The 24,795-nt window shown below is 50.7% G+C and carries 19 protein-coding genes; 18 read left to right on the top strand and 1 reads right to left on the bottom strand.

Going from position 1 to position 24,795, the window contains the following annotated elements; genetic code table 11:
* Positions 1-16: 16 nt before the first annotated feature.
* Positions 17-1,549: an extracellular solute-binding protein gene (locus NST07_RS29510; RefSeq protein ID WP_341096329.1), complete on the top strand. Its 1,533-nt coding sequence runs from the start codon at positions 17-19 to the stop codon at positions 1,547-1,549.
* 83 nt (positions 1,550-1,632) lie between these two features.
* Here the strand turns inward: NST07_RS29510 and NST07_RS29505 are convergent, their stop codons facing one another.
* A complete protein-coding gene (locus NST07_RS29505) occupies positions 1,633-2,382 on the bottom strand; it encodes an AraC family transcriptional regulator (RefSeq protein ID WP_038596451.1) in 750 nt (249 codons plus the stop codon).
* A gap of 325 nt (positions 2,383-2,707) precedes the next feature.
* Between NST07_RS29505 and NST07_RS29500 the strand changes: the two genes are divergently transcribed.
* The 17 genes from NST07_RS29500 (at position 2,708) to NST07_RS29420 (ending at position 24,795) form a co-directional block, all read left to right on the top strand.
* Complete coding sequence (locus tag NST07_RS29500) at positions 2,708-3,844, top strand: BMP family ABC transporter substrate-binding protein (protein ID WP_341096326.1); 1,137 nt, start codon at positions 2,708-2,710, stop codon at positions 3,842-3,844.
* Between the two features lie 108 nt (positions 3,845-3,952).
* Complete coding sequence (locus NST07_RS29495; protein WP_341096324.1) at positions 3,953-5,515, top strand: ABC transporter ATP-binding protein; 1,563 nt, start codon at positions 3,953-3,955, stop codon at positions 5,513-5,515.
* Positions 5,508-6,557 (top strand): ABC transporter permease, encoded by a 1,050-nt coding sequence (locus tag NST07_RS29490; protein WP_341096322.1) that lies wholly within the window; start codon positions 5,508-5,510, stop codon positions 6,555-6,557. The genes NST07_RS29495 and NST07_RS29490 overlap by 8 nt, the downstream gene beginning before the upstream one ends.
* Positions 6,554-7,492, top strand: a complete 939-nt coding sequence (locus tag NST07_RS29485) for an ABC transporter permease (protein ID WP_342480672.1) — start codon at positions 6,554-6,556, stop codon at positions 7,490-7,492. Before NST07_RS29490 ends, NST07_RS29485 begins: the two co-directional genes overlap by 4 nt.
* A gap of 37 nt (positions 7,493-7,529) precedes the next feature.
* Positions 7,530-8,486 carry a nucleoside hydrolase gene (locus NST07_RS29480; protein WP_341096318.1) on the top strand — a complete coding sequence of 319 codons (957 nt, stop codon included), beginning with the start codon at positions 7,530-7,532 and terminating at the stop codon, positions 8,484-8,486.
* 3 nt (positions 8,487-8,489) lie between these two features.
* Entirely contained in the window at positions 8,490-9,896 is a 1,407-nt protein-coding gene (locus NST07_RS29475; RefSeq protein ID WP_341096316.1) for an ADP-ribosylglycohydrolase family protein, read from the top strand.
* A 253-nt stretch (positions 9,897-10,149) separates the two neighbouring features.
* On the top strand, positions 10,150-11,691 hold the full coding sequence (locus tag NST07_RS29470; protein ID WP_341096315.1) for a response regulator: 1,542 nt from the start codon (positions 10,150-10,152) through the stop codon (positions 11,689-11,691).
* 20 nt (positions 11,692-11,711) lie between these two features.
* Positions 11,712-13,538, top strand: coding sequence for a sensor histidine kinase (locus NST07_RS29465; RefSeq protein ID WP_342480671.1), 1,827 nt, complete (start codon positions 11,712-11,714; stop codon positions 13,536-13,538).
* Positions 13,535-15,073, top strand: coding sequence for a response regulator (locus tag NST07_RS29460; protein ID WP_342480670.1), 1,539 nt, complete (start codon positions 13,535-13,537; stop codon positions 15,071-15,073). Before NST07_RS29465 ends, NST07_RS29460 begins: the two co-directional genes overlap by 4 nt.
* A 113-nt stretch (positions 15,074-15,186) precedes the next feature.
* Positions 15,187-16,893, top strand: a complete 1,707-nt coding sequence (locus tag NST07_RS29455) for a sugar ABC transporter substrate-binding protein (RefSeq protein ID WP_342480669.1) — start codon at positions 15,187-15,189, stop codon at positions 16,891-16,893.
* A gap of 74 nt (positions 16,894-16,967) precedes the next feature.
* A complete protein-coding gene (locus NST07_RS29450) occupies positions 16,968-17,939 on the top strand; it encodes an ABC transporter permease subunit (RefSeq protein WP_341096307.1) in 972 nt (323 codons plus the stop codon).
* A gap of 47 nt (positions 17,940-17,986) precedes the next feature.
* A complete protein-coding gene (locus NST07_RS29445; RefSeq protein WP_341379788.1) occupies positions 17,987-18,901 on the top strand; it encodes a carbohydrate ABC transporter permease in 915 nt (304 codons plus the stop codon).
* 42 nt (positions 18,902-18,943) lie between these two features.
* On the top strand, positions 18,944-20,482 hold the full coding sequence (locus NST07_RS29440) for a glycoside hydrolase family 43 protein (RefSeq protein WP_341379786.1): 1,539 nt from the start codon (positions 18,944-18,946) through the stop codon (positions 20,480-20,482).
* A 114-nt stretch (positions 20,483-20,596) separates the two neighbouring features.
* Positions 20,597-21,610 (top strand): endo-1,4-beta-xylanase, encoded by a 1,014-nt coding sequence (locus NST07_RS29435; RefSeq protein ID WP_342480668.1) that lies wholly within the window; start codon positions 20,597-20,599, stop codon positions 21,608-21,610.
* A gap of 203 nt (positions 21,611-21,813) precedes the next feature.
* Positions 21,814-22,974 (top strand): sensor histidine kinase, encoded by a 1,161-nt coding sequence (locus NST07_RS29430; RefSeq protein WP_341379785.1) that lies wholly within the window; start codon positions 21,814-21,816, stop codon positions 22,972-22,974.
* 27 nt (positions 22,975-23,001) lie between these two features.
* Complete coding sequence (locus tag NST07_RS29425) at positions 23,002-23,655, top strand: response regulator transcription factor (RefSeq protein ID WP_341097782.1); 654 nt, start codon at positions 23,002-23,004, stop codon at positions 23,653-23,655.
* A 204-nt stretch (positions 23,656-23,859) separates the two neighbouring features.
* The gene (locus NST07_RS29420; RefSeq protein WP_341096297.1) at positions 23,860-24,795 is read left to right on the top strand and encodes an ABC transporter ATP-binding protein; all 936 of its coding nucleotides are present in this window, start codon (positions 23,860-23,862) and stop codon (positions 24,793-24,795) included.

Below are 24,795 nucleotides of genomic sequence, written 5' to 3'. Positions count from 1 at the left end.
AAGGCAGGGGTTCAAAATGAAGCAGAGAAACAAACGATTCACGGCTTGGGTCACGGTGGCAGCGGCAACAGCGATGATTGGCGGATGCGGCGGCGCGGATAAAGCACCCGCAGCAACGGAGGGCGGGAATGCAGCTGCGCCCTCAGGTCCGGTGGAGCTTGAAGCGGCAGAGATCAGCTGGGGCACGAGCCTGCCGGCAGACGATTTTATTAAGAAAGCACTGGATGAACAATTGGGAACAAAACTGAAGCTGACACTGGTAGGCGACCAGAGCGATTATGAAAATCAGATGAATGTGCGCGCTGCCTCCAACAACCTGCCTGATTTACTGATGGCTACGAGCAAGGCGCACCTGCAGAAGCTGGCCCAATCCGGTTCGCTGCTTGATCTGACATCCTATATGGAGAAGCTGCCGGAATACACCGCCTTTGTCGGTGAGGAAGTGCTGAAGAAGGGCATAGTGGACGGCAAGCAATATGCGCTGCCCAAAGCGGGACAGTCCATTTCCTACACTTACTGGATTCGGAAGGATTGGCTGGATAATCTGAAATTGCAGCCGCCGACTACAGTCGATGAACTGTTCGAAGTTGCTAAAGCGTTTACAACCGAGGACCCCGACAAGAATGGCAAAAATGACACCTTTGGACTGTCCGGCACGAACTTTCAGACCTTTGAGCCGATTTTCGGCGCTTACGGGATTACGAATATTTTCGACACCTCGCAATTATTTGTCCGTGATGGCAAGGTTGTAAGCACATTCTACCAGCCGGAAATGAAAGACGTGTTGGCGAAGCTCAAGCAGTTTCTTGATGCCGGGGTCGTAGACCCGGAGATTGTCAGCAACAAGGGCACAATGGCGATCGACAAAGCTTTTCAGGGCAAAGTGGGCATTATTAACACAGAATGGGCGCAAATTATGAAGGATGACAAGGTTGAGGTGTGGAAAGGCGCAAATCCAAAAGCGGAATGGCTGCAGCTGGCGCCGCCCAAGGGGCCGACGGGGATTCAAAATGCCAACTCCCTCAACATCGGTGCTTCCAGCGGGTTGTGGGTCATCCCGAAGAAACTGGAAAATGAGCCGGATAAGCTGAACAAGGTGCTGGAATTGTTGAACTACGTATCCACGCCTGAAGGCAACCGTCTGGTCCAATACGGAGTGCAGGATACCCACTACACGCTGGATGGAGACAAGGTCGCCATTACGGACAAAGGACGCTCGGATGCTTCTTTCACCTGGTTGTACCAGTTCACGGGCCGCCCAGAAACCGAATATCTCAAGACGAAATTCAGCAATTTGGCCACCTTTATTGATTTCGAGGCCGGACTGCCGCGGATTCAGACGCTGGATGGTTTTGTGTCCAGTCCGCAGGGCTATAATCCCGCAGATGCCAACCGGTTCATTGAGGAGGAAATGATCAAATTCATCTATGGCAAGGCCAAAATAGAGGACTATGACAAATTCCTCAGCACACTGGAAGGAACATTCAGCTACAAAAATTACCTCGACACGGCGGTTGCCCAACTAAAGGAGCTGGGTTACGGGGAGTGACCGTTACACCCTGTAAGGGTGCTTGCGTTCCATCAGACCAAAAGACAGGAAGCTAAATCGCTTCCTGTCTTTTGGTCTTTATTTCATTTACTCTTCATCCGGAAGGTCCGGGGGGAGAGGCCGACCTCTCTTTTGAACATATTGCAGAATTGGGCATCGTTTACAAACCCTGCCGCAGCTGAAACCTCAGCGATTTGCATTTGGGTATGAAGCAGCAGTGATTTCGCATAATTGATCCGCTTTGACAGAAGATAACGGTGCGGAGAATGCCCGAATCTTTCCTTGAATAAATGCCGGAACCTGTCATAGCTGTAGCCGGACATTTCTGCGAGCGATTGAACCGAAAGCTTATGGCGGTAATGCTCGTCCATATAGTTCAGAACATACTGCATCTGATCCTCTGAAGGAGATGGCGTATGTCCCGTGCCAAGCAGCCGCAGCAGATGAACGATGATCTCACTCATCTGCAGATTCATAAGCTCGGTGTAGCCATCCCGTTTGCGGGAGAACTCCTCTTTCATCCGCAGCATGATCTGCAGCACGGTCTGATCCTTGTCGTCGTCATAGACTCCGGCTAAAGCGCGGAGATTCGGATGGCCGCAGATAAACCCTACGAACAGAACATCCGCCTCCGGCGTGTGTTTCTCATCATGCTTAAAGTTGGGCGGGATCAGCGCGAATGAATAGGGCCGGAAATGATAGTTGCGGGTCCCCACATTCGAGGAACCAAGCCCCTGGATGTAATAAATCAGTTCGAAGCATTCATGCTGATGCGGAGGGATATAAGTATTAGCTTCATGATCTGCACTTACAATATATAGGACTCGATCCATTGTGATCCTCCGTTATTCTGTCATTTAGCCGAATCGTGCAAAAACCTGACCGAATCCATATAAATATTTGCTGCCTTATTTGTTATGATCGTATCAATTAAACCGAAGATTCGCAACCAGACTGGCCATCTCGTTCGGGAATTACCCGGTTTTTCAAGATTTGTATCCATGTAATGTTTGCTTTTGAAAGTAATTCACTAATTTTCATAGTTTTTATGAATTTGCCGAAACTCAACGGGGTCATCGCTATAACACAAAACGTGCAATTGGGACATTCAGCCATTTCTTTAAGGTAAACCAACTACAAACAGGGGTGTGAACAAAAATGAAAAAGAACGTTCTTGCTTTATTGTTGCTCATGGTAATGGTACTTGTCACGGCTTGCGGAAATAATACGTCCGGCAAAGGAAATACAGCAAATCCCGCAAATGATGCAGAAGGCGGAGAAGCGGCTGCAGGGGACAAGCTCAAGGTCGTGCTGCTGATTCCGGGAACGCTTGGAGATAAATCATTTTTTGACGCGGCCAATAAGGGTCTGCAGAAGGTGAAGGATGAGCTTGGTGCGGAAACCAAGGTTGTAGAAATGGGAACCGACAAGACGAAATGGGAGCCTACGTTTAACGATATCGCCGCCGAGGATTGGGATGTTGTCATTTCAGGCGGATCGGAAATTACAGAGATGTTCAATGCAACGGCTGAAGCCAATCCGGATAAAAAATTCATCAACTATGACACGGACATCGAAGAAGCACCTGCCAATATGTACAACATGTCCTATTCCACCAATGAAGTATCCTTCTTGGCTGGTGCAGCAGCAGCATTGGCTACGCAATCCGATATGCCGAATGCGAATAAGGAGAACATCATCGGGTTTGTAGGCGGAATGGATATTCCCGGAATCAATGCTTTCCTGGTAGGTTACATTCAGGGCGCGCAATATGTTGATCCTGAAGTGAAGGTGGCTGTATCCTATGCGGGCGATTTCGTGAACCCGGCAAAAGGGAAAGAGCTGTCGCTCATTCAATACAACTCCGGCGTGGACATCATCTTCAACGTAGCGGGCGGAACAGGGCTTGGAATCTTCGATGCTGCCAAAGAAAAGACCAAATATGCCATCGGCGTCGATTCCGACCAAGCGATGCTGCTGAAAGATACAGACAACGACAAAGCCAACCTGATCGTTACATCCGCGATAAAAAAGATCGACAGTGCCATCCTTGGAGCAGTGAAGAAGCTGCAGGACGGAACGCTTGAAATGGGCAAACGTGATGTGCTCGGCTTTGTGGAAGACGGCGTGGGCATTGCAGAGAACGAGATCTATAAAAGCGTCTACCCGGCTGACCTGCAGGCCAAAGTTGAAGAAGTGAAGCAGAAGCTCATCAACAAAGAGATTACTGTAGACAATGCAATGGGCATGGAAACCTCGGAAGTTGAAGCTATCCGTAATGCCGTTAAACCTTAATCGGATTTAAGATTTAACATGTTAACTCATGCAGTTGGAATTCTTCCGCAAGAAGATTTCCAGCTGCCTATTTTTGCAGACACCTAAGTTGAAAGGCGTTGATGACCCATGCAGAACGCTCTGCTGGAAATGCGGGGAATTACCAAAGTATATCCAAATGGCGTCGTTGCAAACAAAGACGTTCACTTTTCTCTGCGTGAAGGAGAGATCCATGCGATTGCTGGAGAGAATGGGGCCGGCAAATCGACCCTGATGAAGATCATGTTCGGGATGGAAGAGCCGAGTGAAGGCGAGATCTACATCAGGGGTGAAAAGGTGAAGCTGCAATCCCCCCAAGACGCGATTGACCGGGGCATTGGCATGGTTCATCAGCATTTCATGCTGGTGCCTTCCTTTACCGTAGCCGAGAATATGGTGCTTGGCATGGAGCCGCACAAAGGCGTGAGCTTTAACTACAACGAGGCCGTGCGGTTGACCGAAGAGACGGCGCGTAAATATAATCTCGCGGTGAATGCCAAAGCCAAGGTCGAGGATCTTACCGTCGGCATGAAGCAGAAGGTGGAGATTCTGAAGGCACTGGTGCGCGGTGCCAAAATCCTGATCCTGGACGAGCCGACAGCGGTGCTGACTCCGCAGGAAACGGAAGAGCTGTTCCATGAGCTGCAGCAGCTTAGGGAGCAGGGTCATACGATTGTGTTTATTTCGCACAAGCTGAAGGAGGTCAAAGCGATCTGCGACCGGATTTCGATCATGCGCGGCGGCAGAAGCGAAGGCGTCTTTCAGACGAAGGATGTAACGGAGCAGGAAATTTCGCGGCTGATGGTGGGCCGGGATGTGGTCCTGAAATATGACAAGGACAACGTGGCTCTTGGGAACTCCGTGCTTTCGGTAGAGAGCCTGGGTGTCCATGACAGTCAGGGCAAGGCGCTACTGTCAGACATTAATTTCTCTGTCCGCGCAGGGCAGATTGTCGGAATCGCCGGAGTGGAAGGCAATGGGCAGTCGCAGCTGATTGAGGCTCTGACAGGCGGACTTCGCGGAGTGTCTTGTACCGGATCAGTCAAGGTAAAAGGGACGGAGGTCCGGGAATCAGATATTCGTGACATCCGCAGCCTGGGCGTTTCTTATATCCCGGAGGACCGGATGCGGCAGGGCTCAGCCGGGGAGGCGAGCATTTCCGATAACCTGATCTCTACCCGTTACCGCTCCAAGGATATGAATAAAGGGCCTCTTCTGCATGGCTCCAGAATTGCCAGCCTGGCCGCGTCACTGGTAGAGGAGTTCAAAGTGCGCTGTTCAGGACCGCAGCAGCCGATTGCCATGCTGTCGGGAGGAAATATGCAGAAGGTTGTAGTGGCGCGGGAATGTTCGACCGGACCGGAGCTGCTGATTGCCGAGCAGCCGACCCGGGGCGTGGATATCGGCGCGGCCCAGTTCATTCACCAGAAGCTGCTGGAGCTGCGTTCCGGCAGCTGTGCCATTGTGCTGGTGTCGGCGGACTTGAATGAAATTCTGGAGCTGAGCGATCAGTTGCTCGTGATGTATGAAGGTCAGATTGTTGCCTGCTTCGATGAGCCTTCTAAGGTCAGCGAAGAGGAGCTCGGACTATATATGCTGGGGATCAACCGGCAGGATAAGCAGCACACCGGGAGGGCCGAAAACCATGTTTAAAGTCAAATATTTTGAGGCAATCCGAACTACAGCGGTCATATTGATTGCCCTGGTCATCGCCTTTATGATCATCTCGCTGGTCAGTGACCAGCCGCTCAAGACGATTGGCATTTTCTTATGGGAGCCTATTTCCACGAAAGGGCATATCGGCAACGTGATCGAGATGGCCATTCCGCTGATGTTCACGGGTCTGGCCGTCTCCCTGCTGTTCCGGGCCAATATGTTCAACCTTGGTGCTGAAGGAATCTTTTATTTCTCCGGGGTAGTGACCTCGGTGCTGGCGGTCCATTTGACCCTGAACAGCTGGATTCATCCGCTTGTGGCGATTGCAGCCGGTTCGATTGTAGGTGCTTTGCTGTCGGCGATTCCCGGAATTCTCAAGGCCAAGTGGAATGCCAACGAACTCGTTACCTCTTTAATGTTCAACAATATCCTGTTCGGGATTGGCCTGTATCTGCTCAACTATCATCTTCGTGATGCCAAGGCATTCGCCAACGTTTCTTTTAAATTCGAGAAGACGGCGCAGCTGGATAAAATCTTTCAGGGAACCCGGATTCATACCGGCCTTATTATCGTGCTGGTGCTTATTGTGCTCGCCCATCTGTTCCTTTACAAAACCAAGTGGGGCTATGAGCTGCGGATGACCGGTGTGAACCGGGAGTTTGCCCGCTACTCGGGAATGAAGACCGCCAAGGTCATCATCCTCGTCCACCTGATTGCAGGATTTATCGCCGGCATGGGCGGATCGGTGGAGGTGCTGGGGATGTACAACCGGTTCCAGTGGACCTCACTGCCGGGTTACGGTATGGACGGTGCACTTGTTGCGATGCTGGCCAAAAATAACCCGCTGTCCGTGATTGCCTCGGCGCTTTTCCTTGCGTATATCCGTATTGGAGCGGATCTGATGGCACGCCTGTCCGATGTGCCTTCCGAGATGATCTCGATCATCCAGGCTGTCATTATTCTGCTGATTTCCGCTGAACAGTTCCTGAAATTCTGGAAAAACCGGATGCTGCTGAAGGAGGCGAAAAATAACGCATGAACAGCCTGCTGGATGTTATTTTTACCACGGACTTTGCGTTCTCTCTGCTGCGTGTAACGACGCCAATTCTGTTCGCCGCGCTGGGTGCGCTGATCTCAAACCGGGCGGGGATTATCAATATCGGGATGGAAGGGATCATGCTGGTGTCCGCCTTGGCCGGTGTTATTGTAAGTGCCTATAGCCACAGTGCCTGGATAGGGCTGCTCGGTGCGGTGCTGTCGGGGACGGTCATCGCCGGAATTCTGGCTTTTTTCACCCTGAGATTCAAGACGCATATCATTCTCGGCGGTGTGGCGATCAACATGTTCGCATCCGGAGGGACGGTATTTATCCTGTATCTGCTCAGCGGGGACAAGGGTTCTTCCACCTCCCTGGCGAGCAAGGTGCTGCCGAGTGTGCAGATTCCGCTGCTGAAGGATATTCCGGTGCTTGGCCCGACCCTCTCGGGTCACCATATTCTGACCTACTTCTCTATACTGTCTGTGCTGATCGTCTATTACCTGCTGAACCGTACACCGCTTGGCCTGCGCATCCGTTCCGTAGGGGAGAATCCGCATGCGGCCCAGTCGGTTGGTGTCAGTGTGATCAAGATTCAATATGCGGCTCTGCTGCTTAGCGGATTTTTTGCCAGCCTGGGCGGCGCTTATATGTCGATGGGTTATCTGTCGCTCTTTACCCGCGATATGATTGCAGGCCGGGGCTGGATTGCTATTGCGGCAGAATCAATGGGCCGGAGCACAACGGTCGGAACGGCGCTTACCTCACTCCTGTTCGGGGCGGCTGATGCACTATCCAATGCGCTCCAGGTGCTGAAGATCCCGGCAGAGCTGATTGCGACGCTTCCTTATGTGGCAACGGTCATCGGCCTGGTGATTTACGCGGTCTCCGAGACCCGGAAGAAGAACCGCAAAATAAAAACTACGACCACGAAATAATTCAGAATTCAGATACACACACAAGGGAGCGAACGTTATGCCAACACCTATAATTATTGACTGCGATCCCGGGCATGATGACGCGATTGCCATTCTGCTCGCGCTGGCTCATCCGGAGAAGCTGGAGATCCGGGGAATTACGACGGTTGGCGGCAACCAGATTCTGGACAAAATTACCGACAACGCGTTGAAGGTGCTCAGCTTTGTAAATGCCGACATTCCTGTGGCCAAAGGAGCAGTGGGACCGCTGCTTGGCAAGCTGGTTACGGGCGCAGAAGCGCATGGGGAATCCGGGATGGATGGCCCGGCGCTTCCGGCCAGCACATTCAAGCCTGTAGATCAGGGGGCGGTAGAATTTATGCTGGATATTATCCGCTCTTCGGAGGAGAAGATTACACTTGTGCCGATGGCACCTTTAACGAATATAGCCCTGCTGATCACTGCTTACCCAGAGGTGAAGGAAAGAATTGAGAAAATTTCACTGATGGGCGGCGGCTTGTCATACGGAAATGTAACAGTGACCGCAGAGTTCAACATTTATGTTGATCCGGAGGCAGCCCGGATCGTCTATGAATCCGGTATTCCGATTGTGATGAGCGGTCTGGATGTGACGGATCAGGCGGCTATATTTGAGGATGAAATTCTCGAACTGAAACGCCGGGGACCGGTCTCCGTCATGGTAGGGGAGCTGCTTGATTTCTATTCGATATATGGCAAAAAAATGGGCTATGTCGGCAACGCGCTGCATGATCCGTGTGCCGTGGCCTGGCTGCTGCATCCGGAGCTGTTCGAATCACAACATTTGTATGTCACGGTGGAGACGGAAGGTAAGCTGACCCGTGGGATGACCGTGGCCGACAGAAGGAAGAAACCGGACCGCGCCGCGAACACGGAGGTGCTGCTGGGGATCGACCGGGAAGCATTCATGAAGCTGCTGTTTGATTCGCTGGACAGACTTGACCGTGAGCTTCTGCTTGCGTCCGGGGGGAACTAGCGGATGGCTGGATGGGAACAGCTTCAGGAGACGGTCCGGCTGGAACTGCTGCAGCGGATGGAAGAAGGCTGCCAGGCCGGCAGTCTGACCGAGAAGCTTGCCGCCGCCGGAAGCGATGAAATGAAGCTTATGGAGGTATACCGCGAGCTGATGGAGCTCAAGGTAGCTGAGGATTTCCCGTACCGGGAGCCGTCGGGTCTTGCGGAAATCCGCAGCCTGCGCCCGGATGGACCGCGGAAGCTTGACGCCCGGTGGAGTCCTGCGGAGTGGAGGGACAAGTTCTACGGGGCTTGGCTGGGCAGAAGTGTCGGCTGTGCACTGGGCAAGCCGCTGGAATATTGGGATTACCTGTATGGCAAAGACGGCCGGCCGGGCTGGCAGAATATTGAGCTGTGGTTCCAGGGTGCAGACGCGTGGCCGATTACCGGCTATACCCCGGAGCATTCACGGGCGGAGAAGGAATACGGTCTGGGCTTAAGCGGCTGGTCCTTTACCAGCACCCGGGAGACTATCCGGTACATGGAGAGTGACGACGATATCCGCTATACGGTCCTCGGTCTGATGCTGCTGGAGCAGAAAGGCTTGGACTGGGATTCATGGGATGTCGGCAAGCTGTGGCATGGAAACCTGACGTATAGCCAGGTCTGCACAGCAGAGACCCAGGCCTATATGAATTTTGCCCGGGAAACTTCCCATATGCATGGAGAAAAGCCGGCGGATTGGCCCCAGCGGCAGGAACGTGTGCGCATGTTTCTCAATCCGTACCGCGAATGGATCGGCGCCGCAATACGCGCGGACGGTTTGGCCTACGGGGCGGCCGGGTATCCGGAGCTCGCGGCGGAGCTGGGCTGGCGGGACGCTTCGTTCTCGCATGTGAAGAACGGAATCTACGGCGAGATGCTGAATGCCGCGATGATATCCGCCGCCTTCGCCGAGCAGGATAACGAGCGCATCCTGGAGATCGGGCTCAGCGAGATCCCAAGCACAAGCCGTCTGGCCAGCGATGTGAAACGCGGAATCGATATTGGCCGGAAGGCCAAAAGCGAACGTGAGCTGGTGAGCAAAGTCTGGGATCAATTCAGTCATTATGATCCGGTGCACACCAATAATAATGCTGCGCTGGTCGCCGCCTCACTTGTCTATGGCGGCAATGATTTCGAGAAGGCCGTAGTCACCTCTGTGTACGGCGGGATGGATACGGATTGCAACGGCGCCACAGTAGGCTCGATTATGGGAGCGAAGCTTGGCGCGAAGGAGCTGCCGGCGAGCTGGACAACGCCGCTGAATGACACACTATACGCCGATCTGCCCGGCTTCCATCCGATAGCCATTTCGGAATGCGCCGAGCGGAGTTATCAGGTATTTCTGAAGATCCGCAAGGAGCTTGAGACACAAGAACAGCAAGTTTGAGTGAAACATAGGGATGTTCCACAGCCTTGAAAAGAAGGCCGGGAACATCCCTTTTTGTTCCGAAGGATTTGCGGCTCCTGCGGGGGAGCATCTTGGGAAATTCCCAAAATTTACTGAAATGGGAAGTTCTATTGGATACAGTATATATGCCCAGAGCCTATTCCATAACTCGGTCTATCTGTGTTAGCATGATCTATAGTAATTTTGCTATCGTATCTGTCTATAAAAAAAAGGATATGAAGGAGCGAGACTCATGCTGAAAGTCATGCTTGTTGACGATGAACCGTGGGTTCTTGAAGGTCTGAGAACGATGGTGAATTGGAAGAAGTTCGGTTTTGAGATATGCGGGGAAGCCTTGAACGGCCCGGATGCGCTCAGGCTTATCCAGGAGCAGAAACCGGATTTAGTATTAACGGATATCAATATGCCTGTATTCAATGGTCTCGAATTGATTGCCAAGCTGAATGTAAGTATGGCCATGCCGCCAAAGTTTGTCATTCTAAGCGGTTATGATGATTTCCAGTATGCCCGGACCGCGCTCCGTCAACGGGTGGATCAATACCTGCTGAAGCCGATTGACGACGAAGAAATCGAGTCCTTGCTGGGCAAGATGCAAACGATCATCCAAAATGAAATCGCTTCCAATGTGGATCGTCAGAAAAAGCGGGCATTTATCGTAAATAATCTGATCACTCGCCTGATTCAGGGTGAGCATAGTGAAGAGCTGCGGATGATGGCGGTCAATCTGCTGAACCTGCAGCCGGATACGGAGCTGGTATGCATTCTTATCGCCCCGCCTTATACCGCCGTCGATATCGACCAGCGCCTAAACGATTATTTCCCCTGGGAATCCACTTGTTTCTTTCAGGATGCGGCGGGCAGGTCGGGCATGATGATTCAGTCGGCTTCGATCAGCTGCGATAGTCTGGCGGAGAATGCCAGACGGCTCCAGAAAGCACTTGCGGAACAGCTGCTTGAGCCGGCAGCCATTATGATCAGTGACAGAATGACCGGGATAGAGTCCATGCGGGAAATTTATTCGCAGACGCTTGAAGTATGGAAGCTGAAGTACCACCGGGAGAAGGGCGGAGTCTTTTTTTATAGTGACCTCAAGAGAATGAGTGCAGGGACGGAGCTTCAGAATGACAGTCTGGAGAGGCTGCTGGAGAAGGTAAAGGCTAACGATACGGCTGGAATTGAACCCGGCATCAGGGAACTGTTCGCTTCTTTTGCAGAACAGCTGCTGACTGTTGAAGCGGTGCAGGCTCAGGTGGCTCACCTGGAGATGACGTTATGCCGGCTGCTGGCGGAGATGAACGGGGACCCGGCTATCCTTATGAACGAGCTTCAGAAGGAATATGGAGAACTCGGCAGTCTCGGCGATTATTTTATGCTGGGCAAATATGCGGATGGACTATGCAGGCAGACAGCTGTCTATCTGGCAGAGCTGCACAGCGCCAATGAAGGGAATACGATTTTTAACGTTATCCAGTATGTCGATCTTGAATTCCGCAACAAGCTGCAGCTTCAGGAGCTGGCGAGGCATTTCCACATGAATTCCGCTTATTTGGGACAGCTGTTCCGTAAAGAGACCGGCCGCAGCTTCAGCGAGTATTTGAATGAGAAACGGATTGAAGCCGCGAAAGGACTTCTTAAGCGGACGCAGCTGAAAATATCTGATATTGCCCTTCAAGTGGGGTTCTCCAATACGGATTATTTTATCGACAAATTCAAGCTGATCGTGGGTGTTGTGCCCTCGGTCTATAAAAATGCCAAAAAGAATAAGCAGCTCTAAGAAAGCCGGGTGCATGAGGCGTGGAAACCAAAAAAGTAAAAAGATTCGGAAATATCGTCAACGACATTCCGCTGAATTATAAGTTCATCCTCATTTACATCGTGGGTGTGCTGTTGCCGATTATGGTGATCAATCTGGTCTTTCTGGACCGGATCTCGGATTTGATCAAATCAAGGGAGCAGCAGAACCTGGAGATTTCTTTGGAGCGGGCGCGAAAGGACGTTCATGATTTTATCGAAGGTGGTGTAGCTGTCAGCTACACGCTGTCTGCGGATAAGAGTCTGTATGAAATGCTGGACCGGACGTATAAGGACTCGATTGACTTTTACAATACCTATGATGAGCAGCTGCGGGACCGGCTCAACAGCTATATGCCGGTGAATAATCAGATCGAGCGGATCAGTGTGTTCACCAATAATACATCGATTGTGTCCGGCGGCAACTATCAGATCATGAACCAGAAGGTCTGGAAGAGCGAATGGTACAAGCAGGCGAAAGCATCGGGCAACCGGGTTATTGTCACCGCTTACAGGACTAGCGAGAATGAGCTCAGTACCTCCTCCATTCCCACACTTAGCGTAGTTGAGCAGATGGACAATTACAGCTCACTGAATAAATTTGATAAGCTGCTGCGGATTGATCTGGATCTAAGTGAAATTTACGACATCATTGTCAGGGAAAAGGACTATCTTAGCCTATACCTGGTCAATGAGCAGAATCAGATCGTCATGTCAGCGGACGGCGGTTACCAGCGGGTGACAAATGAGCCGTATCCGCTGTTCAAACAGCTGGATGACGGCCAGCAGGAGGACCTTCATGTTGTGGCTGTGGGTACAGCCAATTACCTCAAGGGCTGGAGAATCATTGGAATTACCCAGGGAGAGCGGCTTACCCAGGCCATTCTGGATATGCAGCTGTATGCGGCAGTTCTGGCCACTACAGTCACCTTACTGACCTCCTGCTTTATCTACGTGATGTTAAGATCCTATAATTACCGCGTAAAACGGCTGTCCAGACATATGCAGAAGGTATCGAACGAAAAGTTTGAGCTGATCCGCATCGACGAGGGCCGGGATGAGATCGGCGGCCTGATCCATAATTTCAACCGGATGACCTCCAGGATCAATTCGTTGATTAATGATGTGTATAAGCTGGAGATTCAGAGCAAGAATCTGGAGATGGAGCGGGTCAGGGCGGAGCTCAATTTCCTGCAAAGCCAGATGAACCCGCATTTTCTGTTCAACACCTTAAATGCAATTCTTGTGGTCTGCACCAAAAACAACTACTCCGATGTGACAGATATTGTGAAGAGCTTGTCGAAGCTGCTGCGCAGGCTGCTCAGCTGGAAGGAGGATGTGGTGTCGGTGCAGGAGGAGATGTTGTTTATTGAAATGTATCTGAAGATTGAAAAGTTCAGGTTCAGGGATAAATTTGACTATCAGTTTGACATTGATGAGCAGGCGCTGCGGTACAAGATTCCCAAGCTGAGCATGCAGCCGCTTGTGGAGAATTCCTGCAAGCACGGCCTGCAGACCATAGAGGGGCTTGGCATTATTAAAGTGAAAGCTGCAGTTCAGGATAACCGCCTGCAGATCACGGTTTCGGATAACGGCAAAGGGATGGAAGCCGCGAAGCTGAAAGAGCTGCTGTCCGCGATCTCCACGGAGGACTCCTCTGGAGCGAACATCGGACTCCGCAACGTGTACCGCAGACTGGAGCTGAATTATGCGGATCAGGTCCGCTTTGAGATTGTCAGTGCGCCGGACCAGGGGACTATAGTTTCCTTCGGTATCCCGCTTAAGCTGCTTGAACAAATTAGTCCGCCGGGAAATGAGGGGAACTTATGAAGTATAAAGTGCTGTTGATTGATGATGAGCCGAGTGCCCTGGAGGGTATGCTGCTGTGGATTGATTGGCAGGAGCTGGGGTTCGAGGTGTGCGGAACCAGCAGCAATGGCAGGGAAGGGCTGCAGCAGATGAAAGAGCTAGAGCCGGATCTGGTCATTACGGATGTGAATATGCCGCTGCTGAACGGGCTGGAGATGATTGCCGCCTGGCAGCGGGAGGGCCAAAGAGAGATTAAATTTGCCATATTGAGCGGCTACAGCGAGTTCGAATATGCCCAGACAGCTATCCGGTATGGCATTAACCATTATCTGCTCAAACCGGTATTTCCGGAAGAGGCGGCGGAGGAATTGCGGGAAATACATCAGGAGCTGAAGCAGGAGACCCGCAGCCGGATGATGAATCTGATCGCGGCGTCGGAGGAGAGCAGTACTCTTATTAAGGAACTGCTGAATGAAAATCCGGTGGACAAGACCTATACTGCGCTGTATGCCAGGCTGTCGGAGGGTATCAGCTACTGGAACCTGTGCCTGATTCAAAGTACGCCGGAAATGTACGCGGAGGTAAGAGAAAAGGCGGCATCCCTGCTGACCGGGAAAGCTGCGATGTATTTGATTGATCTGGAGGCGGGAAGCTTCGGCATTGTGTACGGGAGTTCCCCGCATGCCGTGGAGGGCGACGGCATTCATGAGCTGACGCTTGCCTTGCGTGAGGCGTACCCCGGCCAGCCCTTATTTATTGCAGGTGGAGACTGTGAAGAATCCTTATGCAATATAGCGAACTGCTACCGGACGGCCAAAGAAGCGCTTATGCATTACTTCTACCAGCCGGAGAATCCCGGATTGTTGGCCTATCGGGAGATCCGTGAACAGACATTCAGCTATCACTATGATCCTATCCGGCTAATCGATGCCTTGCTCAGCCCGGTCAATACCTTGGATATTGCCGGTTACCGCCAGGCAGTTGAAGCGGCAGCCCGCGGCTTTCGGGAGAAGCGGGTCGCCCCGGAGGTAGTGAAGAAGTTTGCAATTCATATTATGTACCGCATACAGGAGCTGACCCCTGAAGCGGGCGGAGAACACGGGGAGAATACGGCCAAGGCCTTTAAGCTTCCTGAAATTCAGCATTCCATGATGAGTTTGAGCGGGCTAATGGACCACCTGCGGGTCTTCGGTGAGAGCAGTATTGAACTGCTTCTGCAGGAGCAGGACAAGTGCTCGCACGGGATTGTGCGGGAGATCAATCAGTATATGCAGCAGCATTACCGTGAAAGCCTGAGCATTCAGAAGCTGGCAGAAGTCTTTTTCCTGCACCCGGTTTATCTGGGACAGCTGCTAATGAAGAAGAACGGAATTAACTTCAATGAGCAGCTTCATAACCTGCGGATTGCGGAGGCTACGCTGCTGCTGCGTGAGCATAAATTAAAGCTTTCAGAAATTGCCGAGCAGGTGGGCTATGCCAATTATGGACAGTTTCTGAAGCAATTTGAGAAGAAAATGCATATGGGTCCGAATGAATACCGGAATGCAAAGTTCTAAACTTTTTGGGGATACACCTTTAATTCAGTCGTATTTTACAGGCATTATCACCTCTATAATTTATAAATGTAAGTGCTTACAAGATGCAGCGTCAAAAATTATGGAGGTGCTTTATGGGGGGCAAGTCTAAAACAACGTTTAAGTTTTCCCTGATTATGCTGTTATCCCTGAGCTTTACCCTCGCCGGATGCGGCGGGAACAACAACAACACCAAGAACAACGCTAAAGCGGAAGAGACTGGTGGAGCACAAACTACAGCGGCGGCTGCAACTACGGGCGACAAAGCCGAGCCGTTCAACATCAGCATCTTCCTCGGCGAAGCCGGACAGCAGCCGACACCGGACAATAAGATTTACAAGAAAATCAAAGAAGAAACGGGTGCCAGCTTTAATTTTGAATTTTTGGCGGGCGACATCAACCAGAAGCTGGGTGTTATGATTGCCGGCCAGGATTACCCGGATATGATGACGGGCAATACGAAGCTGACGGCTGCAGGCGCCTACATTCCGCTTGAAGATTTGATTGAACAATACGCACCGAATTTGAAAGCGCATTACGCTGATTACTGGAACATGATGAAAGACCCGAATGACGGACATATTTATATCCTGCCAAATTACGGGGTGTACAACGGTAAGGTCAATAGTGCCTATTACTCGGGGCCTGCCTTCTGGATTCAAAAGGCAATTCTCAAGGAGTTCGGTTATCCAAAGGTCAAGACGCTTGATGAATATTTCGATCTGATTGAAAAATATAAGGAGAAATATCCAAAGATTGACGGAAGCCCGACCATCGGGTTCGAAATTCTTAACTCTGACTGGAGAAACTGGGGGCTGTTCAATGCGCCGCAGCATCTGATCGGCCATCCGAACGATGGCGGTGTAGTTGTAAATGACGGTGTGGCCGAAATTTTTGCAGACAAAGATTATGCCAAGCAATACTACCAGAAACTGAACGAAGTCAACCAGAAGGGCCTGATCGACAAAGAGACCTTTGTTCAGAACTACGACCAGTATATGGCGAAGCTATCCAGCGGTACGGTTCTGGGGATGTTTGACCAGCACTGGAACTTTGGCTCCGCCGAAGAATCGCTGACCACGCAGAATAAAATCGAGCGTACTTACGTAGGTCTTCCGCTTGTATACGACACGGCTACTAAAGACTACTATCGCGATAGAGCGGCTTTGAACCTGAACAACGGCTTCGGGATCAGCATCAACGCTAAAGATCCGGTGAAGATTATCAAACTGCTGGATACACTGATCAGTGAAGACTGGCAGAAGACGTTTGCCTGGGGGATTGAAGGCGAGGATTACATCGTGAACGAGAAAGGCCGCTTCATGAGAACGCAGGAGCAGCGCGATAAAGCTACAGATGCGACATGGCAGCTTGCCAACAAGGCCAAATCGCTGTACAGCTGGATGCCTAAAATCGAGGGCAGCTTCAACGACGGCAATGCCACCGGCGTATCCGAGCAGCCTGAAGAATATCAAGCCGGCTTAAAACCTTTTGACAAGGAGTTCCTGGATGCTTATGGCTTTAACAGCTATGTCGATTTCTTCAGCGAACCCCCTGCTAACCCTGTCTATTACCCGGCCTGGTCCATCGATTTGGTGGAAGGCTCAGATGCCAAAATTGCCAGCACCAAGCTAAATGAATTGTCGACAAAGTTCCTGCCTAAAGCCATCCTTGCCAGCCCGGCTGAATTTGATTCCGTCTGGGGCGATTATGTCGGAGAGGTTAAGAAGGCCAATGTAAAGGCTTATGAAGACAAGATCAATGAGCAGATAAAATGGAGAATTGATAACTGGAGTAAATAACGAAGCAAAGGTGGGGGGCCGGCTCCGGCCTTCCACCTGCTAAATTAAAATAATGGAGTGGGGAGACAACAACTATGGATGAGACCCTAGAAATAGATACCGTCGTCCGGCATCCCAACAAAAAGAAGAAGAAGCGGCCCGTCACCTGGTCGTTGATCAAAAGCCAGAATCAGCTCATATGGATGTCTGTACCTCTAATGCTCTATATTATTCTTTTTGCCTATGTCCCCGTTTGGGGCTGGACAATGGCTTTCCAGAATTACAAGCCGGCCAAGTCCTTCAGCGAACAGGAATGGGTAGGATTGAAGCAATTCAAGTTTCTGTTTACCGATGATAACTTCCTCCGGGTGCTGCGCAATACATTGGCGATGGGGATTATCAATCTTGTGCTTGGTTTTGTTACGGCCATCGTACTCGCGCTGCTGCTGAATGAAATCAAGAAGGTGTTCTGGAAAAGAACCGTGCAGACAATTTCCTATCTGCCGCACTTTTTGTCCTGGATTATTGTTACCGGGATTGTGGCCACCTCGCTGTCCATCAATGACGGGATTGTCAACATCGTTCTGATGAAGCTGCATCTGATTAAAGAACCGATTCTATGGCTCAGTGAAGGCAAGTATTTCTGGGGAATAGTAGGTGCCTCGCATGTATGGAAGGAAGTCGGCTGGAATACGATTATTTATCTCGCGGCCATTGCTTCCATTGATCCAGCACTTTATGAAGCCGCCGAAATTGACGGCGCGAACCGCTACAAGAAAATGATGTTTGTAACTTTGCCTGGTATTAAAGCAACGATCGTAATTCTGATGATTATGTCCATAGGGCATGTCCTGGAAGCGGGCTTTGAGGTTCAGTACCTGCTCGGCAACGGGCTTGTTGTGGACTGGGCGGAAACGATAGATATATTCGTGCTTAAATACGGGCTTGCCCAAGGGAATTATTCACTCGCGACTGCTGGCGGGATTTTCAAAACCGTCGTCAGCGTAACATTGCTGCTTATGGCTAACGGAATTTCTAAGCGGCTTGGGGAAGAGAGGCTGTTATAACCATGGATAACCGACAAATTAGCCCTCAGCAAAAAGCAGGCTTCACGATGAAAAAGAGCTTAGGCACCGGCAGGCTTGAACCGGTTCTATTCACTTCGTTCAATACGGTCTTTATGATCTCCCTGGTGCTTGTGACATTATATCCGTTCCTCAATACCATTGCTGTTTCGTTTAACGCGGGCAATGATACGATCCGCGGGGGCATTTACTTATGGCCGAGAGTCTGGACTGTTCAGAACTACAAGGCGATCTTTGCCTCGGGGACGATTTATGACGCATTTCTGATATCAGTGGCGCGCACAGTAATTTCAACGATTCTAAACATTTTCCTGACGACCATGCTTGCCTACACATTAAGCCGGAAGGAATATGTATTCCGTAAACCGATCACTGTGATCTTTGTACTCACCATGTATTTCAGTGCCGGTTTGATTCCAGGGTATTTCCTGATCAAGGATCTGCACCTGCTGAACAACTTTTGGGTATATATTCTCCCGTCCATGATCAGCGCATTTAATATGATCGTCATCCGTACGTACATCGGCACGATTCCGGAAAGTCTGCTGGAGTCGGCGAGAATCGACGGTGCAGGGGATTTCAGAATTTTCATGAAGGTTGTTTTCCCTTTGTGCAAACCGGTACTTGCTACCATTGCCCTGTTTGTGGCTGTCGGCGCGTGGAACTCCTGGTTTGATGCCTTTATCTATACCTCCTCCAGACAGAATCTTAGTACCCTGCAATATGAGCTGATGAAGCTGCTGTCTTCAACGATGAATTCCAACAGCAATCCGAACGTTTCCGCCGGGGTAGGGATGGATCAGGAATCGGCCAGAGCATTGGTGACCCCGCTGTCGATCCGGGCAGCTATTACCGTAGTGGCTTCGGTACCTATCTTGCTCGTCTATCCGTTCATGCAGAAATATTTCGTGGTTGGTCTAAATGTGGGCAGTGTGAAGGAATAACGCAGCCGTAATTAACGATACAGAAAGGTTGTCTGCAGGAATATGAACCCTTCTTCAACACAATACACGAATCCGGTTCTTCCGGGTTTCTATCCCGATCCGAGCATAACCCGGGCTGGAGAAGATTATTATCTGGTGTGCAGCTCCTTTGAATATTTTCCGGGAGTGCCGATTTTTCACAGCCGGGATCTGATTCACTGGCAACAGATCGGCCATGTGCTGGACCGGATCAGCCAGCTGGATATCCGCGGCTGCGGCAGCTCCGACGGCATTTATGCACCGACGATCCGCTATCATGAAGGAACCTTCTACATGATTACAACGGATGTGCGGGGAAGAGGCAACTTTTACGTTTCAGCAACCGATCCTGCGGGGCCCTGGTCAGATCCGGTCAGTATCCCGTTCGGGGGGATCGACCCTTCCCTGATGTTTGACGAGGATGGCAAAGTTTATGTGACCACTCAGCAGGGAGCTAATTATGATTCCCATGTCATCCAATATGAGATTAATATTACTACCGGAGAGGCGTTGACCGAACCGGTTGTGATCTGGACCGGCGACGGCGGGCCTTGGACGGAAGGTCCGCATTTATACAAGATAAACGGATTGTATTATATTATGGCTGCCTCAGGCGGGACGGCCAAGGAACACCGTGAGATTATCGGGCGCAGCAGTTCCCCGTACGGGCCGTTCGAGCGGCTGCCGCAGCCCATTCTGACACACAGAGGGATTGATCACCCGATTCAGTATTTGGGCCATGCCGATCTGATTGAGGGGCCGGACGGGAACTGGTGGGCTGTCTTTCTGGGTGTGAGGCTTGGAGAACACGGCTACGGGGTGCTCGGACGGGAGACGTATCTTGCACCGGTGCACTGGAATGAAGACGGCTGGCCGATGATTGATAATAATGAAGGAACAGTTGAGCTGGAGATGAACGTGGCGCGTCCGTCAAAAGGTTCGCCGCAGCCTGCCGAGTATAATGGCCGGCATGAATTTGCAGACAGCATACTGCCGTATGCACTGACCTTTCTGCGCAATCCGGCAGAGGGCAGCTGGTCTTTGCAGGCACGTCCGGGCTGGCTGGCGCTTCGCGGACAGCCGTGTAGTCTGAACGAGATCGGCCAGGTGGCATTCGCCGGCAGAAGGCAGCAGCATGTGGCTGCGGAATGGAGCACCCTGCTGGAGCTGGATAGCGGGGCGGACGGTGAAGAAGCCGGTCTATGCGCCCGTATGAATGAGCAGGCGCATTATGAAATTGGCCTGGCACAAAAAGACGGCCAAAGAGTGATATCCGCCTATTTGACGGTGAAAGGACATACACAGCTTGCGGCGGAGGTTCCTGCCCCAACCGGCAAAGCCTACCTGAAAATTGCAGCCGATGCTGCCGGATATTATCTTCTCTATTCCTTGGACGGTGAGAAATGGATCAAGCTGGCTTCGGGAGCTGCCTATGCCTTGTCGCCGCAAGCGGTAGAAGGCAACGGCTTTACTGGTGTCGTAATCGGCCTGTACGCTACAGGCCATGGCAAAACAACGGAAGCGACGGCTTACTTCGACTGGTTTGATTACCGCTCATTATAGGCTCACAAAACTTGAGTCTATGCTAACAAAACTTAGGCGTATGCTTCTGAAGTAAGTTTTGTACGAAGTGAATCCAGTGAAGTAACGCTCACAAAACTTTTAGGAGGGCAACTCATGAGGGGCATTAACAGCTTTACCGAGCCTGCGCTGAAGACGGTGTTCGCGGACGATTTCAAGATTGGAGCGGCGGTGAATCCGCGGACGATAGTGTCGCAGGAACATTTGCTTGCCTATCATTTCAATAGCATTACCGCTGAGAATGAAATGAAATTTGAGAGCTTGCATCCGGCAGAGGATGTGTATGATTTCAGTGAGGCGGACAAGCTGGTTGCCTTTGCCCGGAAGCATCAGCTGGCGATGCGCGGCCATACCCTGGTCTGGCATAATCAGACGACCGACTGGCTGTTCCAGGACAAGGCAGGGAGTCCGGTAAACAAGGAGACGCTGCTGGCCCGGATGAAGTCACATATGGATATGGTTGTCGGACGTTACAGAAATGATATTTACGCCTGGGACGTAGTCAACGAAGTGATTGCCGATGAAGGGAAAGCGCTGCTCCGCCCGTCCAAGTGGCTCGATATTGCCGGGCCGGAGTTTATTTCCAAGGCGTTTCAGTTTGCCCATGAAGCGGACCCTAAGGCTCTGCTGTTCTATAACGACTACAATGAATCGCATCCGCATAAACGTGATAAAATCTATGCTCTGCTGAAGTCGCTGCTGGAGCAGGATGTGCCGGTGCATGGTGTCGGTCTGCAGGCGCACTGGAATTTATATGATCCGGCGCTGGATGATGTCCGCGCAGCGATCGAGAAATACGCTTCGCTGGGGCTACAGCTACAACTAACGGAGCTGGATATGTCACTCTTCCGCTTTGACGACAAACGGACGGACCTGAAATCGCCTCCCGCAGATCTGCTTGAACTGCAGGCAGAGCGTTATGAGGTGATGTTCCGGCTGCTGAAGGAATACGGTGAGGTAATTACCTCGGTGACCTTCTGGGGAGCGGCGGACGATTATACCTGGCTGGATGATTTCCCGGTCCGCGGGCGGAAGAATTGGCCGTTTCTGTTTGACGAGCAGCATGCTCCGAAGCCTGCTTATAACCGGCTTGCTGTTCGGAACAGCTGAGAACGGAGCGCGTGAGAAGGCAGACGAAACCATGATTACGGCTGGGAGTTTCGGTGCAGAATTCAACTAAGGCATTTCCCCCGTTTGGACGTTTTAGGGCTGCTGCACTGCTGTATTCAATTTTGCAATACTCTTCAAGTGCGGTAAGTCCCGTCAGCCCGAAACTGTGTATGCTATACTGTGGCTAAAGAGGTGGGTCGGCCATGGAAAGCTTTACGGGCAAAGGTGTCCGAGTGTTTGCGGAGAAAATAATCAGAGTGTTCGCCGTATTATCCGTATTCGCTGTGCTGCTTAAAGATTATGCCGCTGATCCCGGATCAGCGGTATTTTTGGCGTGTTTTGCTTTGCTGCTGCTAATCAATGATTATGCCAGAAGCAGATACTTATCCGTAGCGGGGACGCTGTGGTCTTTTTCTTTTGTGTTGAGCAATTTATGCGCTGGTTTTTTGCTGTGGAAAGTGTATTGTACCGGAACACAGCTTTATATCATTATTTTGCTGGTGGAGCTCATCGTGGGTACGCGGAAGGTGCCTGTGCCTCTTTTGCTGTTGCATATGGGGATTTTCAGCGCTTCTCTGGCAGCCGGTCATACCGCAATGAAATACATAATAACTTCCTATGCAATCATGTTCACCATTGTCTACCTATTCAGGAATGCTATGATTGATAAGACCAGAACACAAGTGTTGAATCAGGAACTGGAGAAGGCTAATTTGGCGCTGAAACAGTATTCAGTAACGGTCAGAGAGCTGACGCTGAGCAAAGAAAGGACAAGGATTGCCCAGGAGCTGCATGATTCATTGGGGCATTATCTGACTGCATTAAATATGCATCTAGAATTCGCCCACAAAGCTGTAGACCTGGAAACGGACAAAATCAGGAGTGTTGTTGGCCAATCCTACCAGCTGTCAAGAGAATGTATGGTGCAGCTCAGACAGGCTGTGCTGCTGCTGAATGAGGAGCAGCACGTACAGGAGCTTTCACTCCGGCGTCAGCTCCTTAACCTCTTCGCCCATTTCCAAGCGGCCGGGCAAACCCGGTTTGAACTCAATATGGATGAGGATATAGAAGCTGTGAACTTCGAGATTAAAGACTGCATTTATAAAACGGTTCAGGAATCAATCACTAATGGAATCAAACATGGGAAAGCCACACTGTTCTCCCTGGCTATCCATAAAAGTCCCCGGCAGATTTCATTGCTTATTGCCAACAACGGAACGGGATGCAGGGAGGTTATCAAGTCGAACGGAATTCAGGGGATCGAACAGCGGATTCACGCTTTGGGCGGTACCGTTCAATTCGATTCTAATCAGGATTCAGGTTTTAAAGTGCAGGCGAATATTCCTAAAATGGTTGATTTCTAGCATAGGCAAGGAGGAGCAGCAGTTATGGTGAGTATTATAATTGCAGACGATCAACTGATTGTGAGGGAAGGCTTGAAAATGGTTTTGAGCCTTCAAGCGGATGCAAAGGTAATCGGAGAGGCAGCGAATGGACAGGAACTGCTCCGGCTGCTGGCCGATTACTCTCCTGACGTGATTTTGATGGATATCAAAATGCCGCTGATGAATGGGATTGAGGCGACCAAAGCTGTGAAAGAGGGGTATCCGGGGATTAAAGTAATCATCCTTACTACTTTTAATGACAGGGAGTTTATCCTTGCCGGGCTTAAGCATGGAGCGGATGGATACATCCTTAAGGATTCGGCTTCAGAGGATATCATGGCGGCCATTCGATCGGCCTGCGAGGGTAACATTATGCTGAATCCGCAGATTACCCGGGAATTGGTGGACGCCCTTAACTCGGCAGGGACGATTCATAGTTTGCCAACGGAGAATGGAACTCCCGCTGTCTCCCCCTGGCTCACGCCAAGAGAGCTTGAGGTGGCCAAGGGGATTATGGAGGGGAAAAGCAACAAAACCATCAGCAACGAGCTGTTTATTACAGAAGGCACGGTAAAAAACTATGTTTCCAGAATGCTTAACAAACTTGAATTAAACAACAGAACCGAATTGACCCTGTATTTGCAGAAGCTTAATATATAACTCCGCAGGATAACCCGTTCTTCAGGAGAGAGGGGCTGTTTTGTCTCCTCCTGACCTTCCTTCCTCTAACCTATATGACTAAAGTAATACTGAAATTGCTTACTAAAGCAACCCCTTGATTGGGGACTTAAGTGAATATCCCTGTTCGAAGCGTGGCGATAAAATGATAACAGAGTAAGAGTTATCGTAAAGGGGACCACGCTGATGCTTGAACTGAACCATGTGACGAAGAAATATAAGGATTTTACGGCTGTAAAGGATATTTCGTTAAATGTGCAAAGCGGTGAAAGGTTCGGCTTGCTCGGACCGAATGGTGCAGGCAAATCAACAATGGTGTCGATGATAAGCACTGTGCTAAGGCCAACCGCAGGGACGATTACTGTCGATCACAAACTGCTCAGCGGAAAGCCCGGAGAGATCAAGAAAATAATGGGGATTGTACCGCAGGATTTGGCGTTGTACCAGGCGTTAAGCACCAAGGACAACCTGGAGTTCTTTGGCAGTCTATATGGACTTTACGGCAGCAGATTGAAGAGCAGAACCGAGGAAGTTCTGGACATCATTGGACTCAAAGAACGAAGAAACCAGGCCGTGTCCGAGCTGTCGGGAGGAATGAAGCGCCGGGTCAATATCGGTGCCGCGTTGATGAATGATCCTAAATTGCTCGTACTAGATGAACCTACGGTAGGGATTGACCCCCAGTCCAGGCATCATATTCTGGAAACGGTAAAGAAATTAAACCAGGACAGAGGCATGACGGTTATTTATACCAGCCACTACATGGAAGAAGTGGAGTATCTGTGCAAGCGGCTTGCAATAATCGACCATGGCTCCCTTATTGCGCTGGGGAGCAAAGAGGAGCTCAAGCTGAACTTGAAGGCCTGCGATACGCTGACGGTGGATTATAGTGAAGGAAATGAAGCAGCATTGGGCCAGCTCGAGCAAATCTCCGGTGTCACCAAGGCAACTGTGGAAGGCAAACATATTAGTATGCTTGTCTCTACCGGGGAGAGAAGTGTGATTGATATTGTTGATGATATTAGGAACCTGGGCTTCCGGCTAACCGGATTCAAGTACGAAGAGATGAATCTTGAAAGCCTTTTTCTCCAAATTACAGGCAAAGCCTTAAGAGAGGAGTAG

The sequence above is a fragment of the Paenibacillus sp. FSL L8-0340 genome (genome assembly GCF_038593145.1).
Taxonomy (GTDB): Bacteria; Bacillota; Bacilli; order Paenibacillales; family Paenibacillaceae; genus Paenibacillus_AQ.
This window is presented reverse-complemented; position numbering and strand designations above follow the sequence as displayed.

Excerpts from the sequence above, each read along its gene's own strand:
- NST07_RS29510 (WP_341096329.1), top strand. The coding sequence starts at position 17 with ATGAAGCAGAGAAACAAACGATTCACGGCTTGGGTCACGGTGGCAGCG.
- NST07_RS29505 (WP_038596451.1), bottom strand. The coding sequence starts at position 2,382 with ATGGATCGAGTCCTATATATTGTAAGTGCAGATCATGAAGCTAATACT.
- NST07_RS29500 (WP_341096326.1), top strand. The coding sequence starts at position 2,708 with ATGAAAAAGAACGTTCTTGCTTTATTGTTGCTCATGGTAATGGTACTT.
- NST07_RS29495 (WP_341096324.1), top strand. The coding sequence starts at position 3,953 with ATGCAGAACGCTCTGCTGGAAATGCGGGGAATTACCAAAGTATATCCA.
- NST07_RS29490 (WP_341096322.1), top strand. The coding sequence starts at position 5,508 with ATGTTTAAAGTCAAATATTTTGAGGCAATCCGAACTACAGCGGTCATA.
- NST07_RS29485 (WP_342480672.1), top strand. The coding sequence starts at position 6,554 with ATGAACAGCCTGCTGGATGTTATTTTTACCACGGACTTTGCGTTCTCT.
- NST07_RS29480 (WP_341096318.1), top strand. The coding sequence starts at position 7,530 with ATGCCAACACCTATAATTATTGACTGCGATCCCGGGCATGATGACGCG.
- NST07_RS29475 (WP_341096316.1), top strand. The coding sequence starts at position 8,490 with ATGGCTGGATGGGAACAGCTTCAGGAGACGGTCCGGCTGGAACTGCTG.
- NST07_RS29470 (WP_341096315.1), top strand. The coding sequence starts at position 10,150 with ATGCTGAAAGTCATGCTTGTTGACGATGAACCGTGGGTTCTTGAAGGT.
- NST07_RS29460 (WP_342480670.1), top strand. The coding sequence starts at position 13,535 with ATGAAGTATAAAGTGCTGTTGATTGATGATGAGCCGAGTGCCCTGGAG.
- NST07_RS29455 (WP_342480669.1), top strand. The coding sequence starts at position 15,187 with ATGGGGGGCAAGTCTAAAACAACGTTTAAGTTTTCCCTGATTATGCTG.
- NST07_RS29450 (WP_341096307.1), top strand. The coding sequence starts at position 16,968 with ATGGATGAGACCCTAGAAATAGATACCGTCGTCCGGCATCCCAACAAA.
- NST07_RS29445 (WP_341379788.1), top strand. The coding sequence starts at position 17,987 with ATGAAAAAGAGCTTAGGCACCGGCAGGCTTGAACCGGTTCTATTCACT.
- NST07_RS29440 (WP_341379786.1), top strand. The coding sequence starts at position 18,944 with ATGAACCCTTCTTCAACACAATACACGAATCCGGTTCTTCCGGGTTTC.
- NST07_RS29435 (WP_342480668.1), top strand. The coding sequence starts at position 20,597 with ATGAGGGGCATTAACAGCTTTACCGAGCCTGCGCTGAAGACGGTGTTC.
- NST07_RS29430 (WP_341379785.1), top strand. The coding sequence starts at position 21,814 with ATGGAAAGCTTTACGGGCAAAGGTGTCCGAGTGTTTGCGGAGAAAATA.
- NST07_RS29420 (WP_341096297.1), top strand. The coding sequence starts at position 23,860 with ATGCTTGAACTGAACCATGTGACGAAGAAATATAAGGATTTTACGGCT.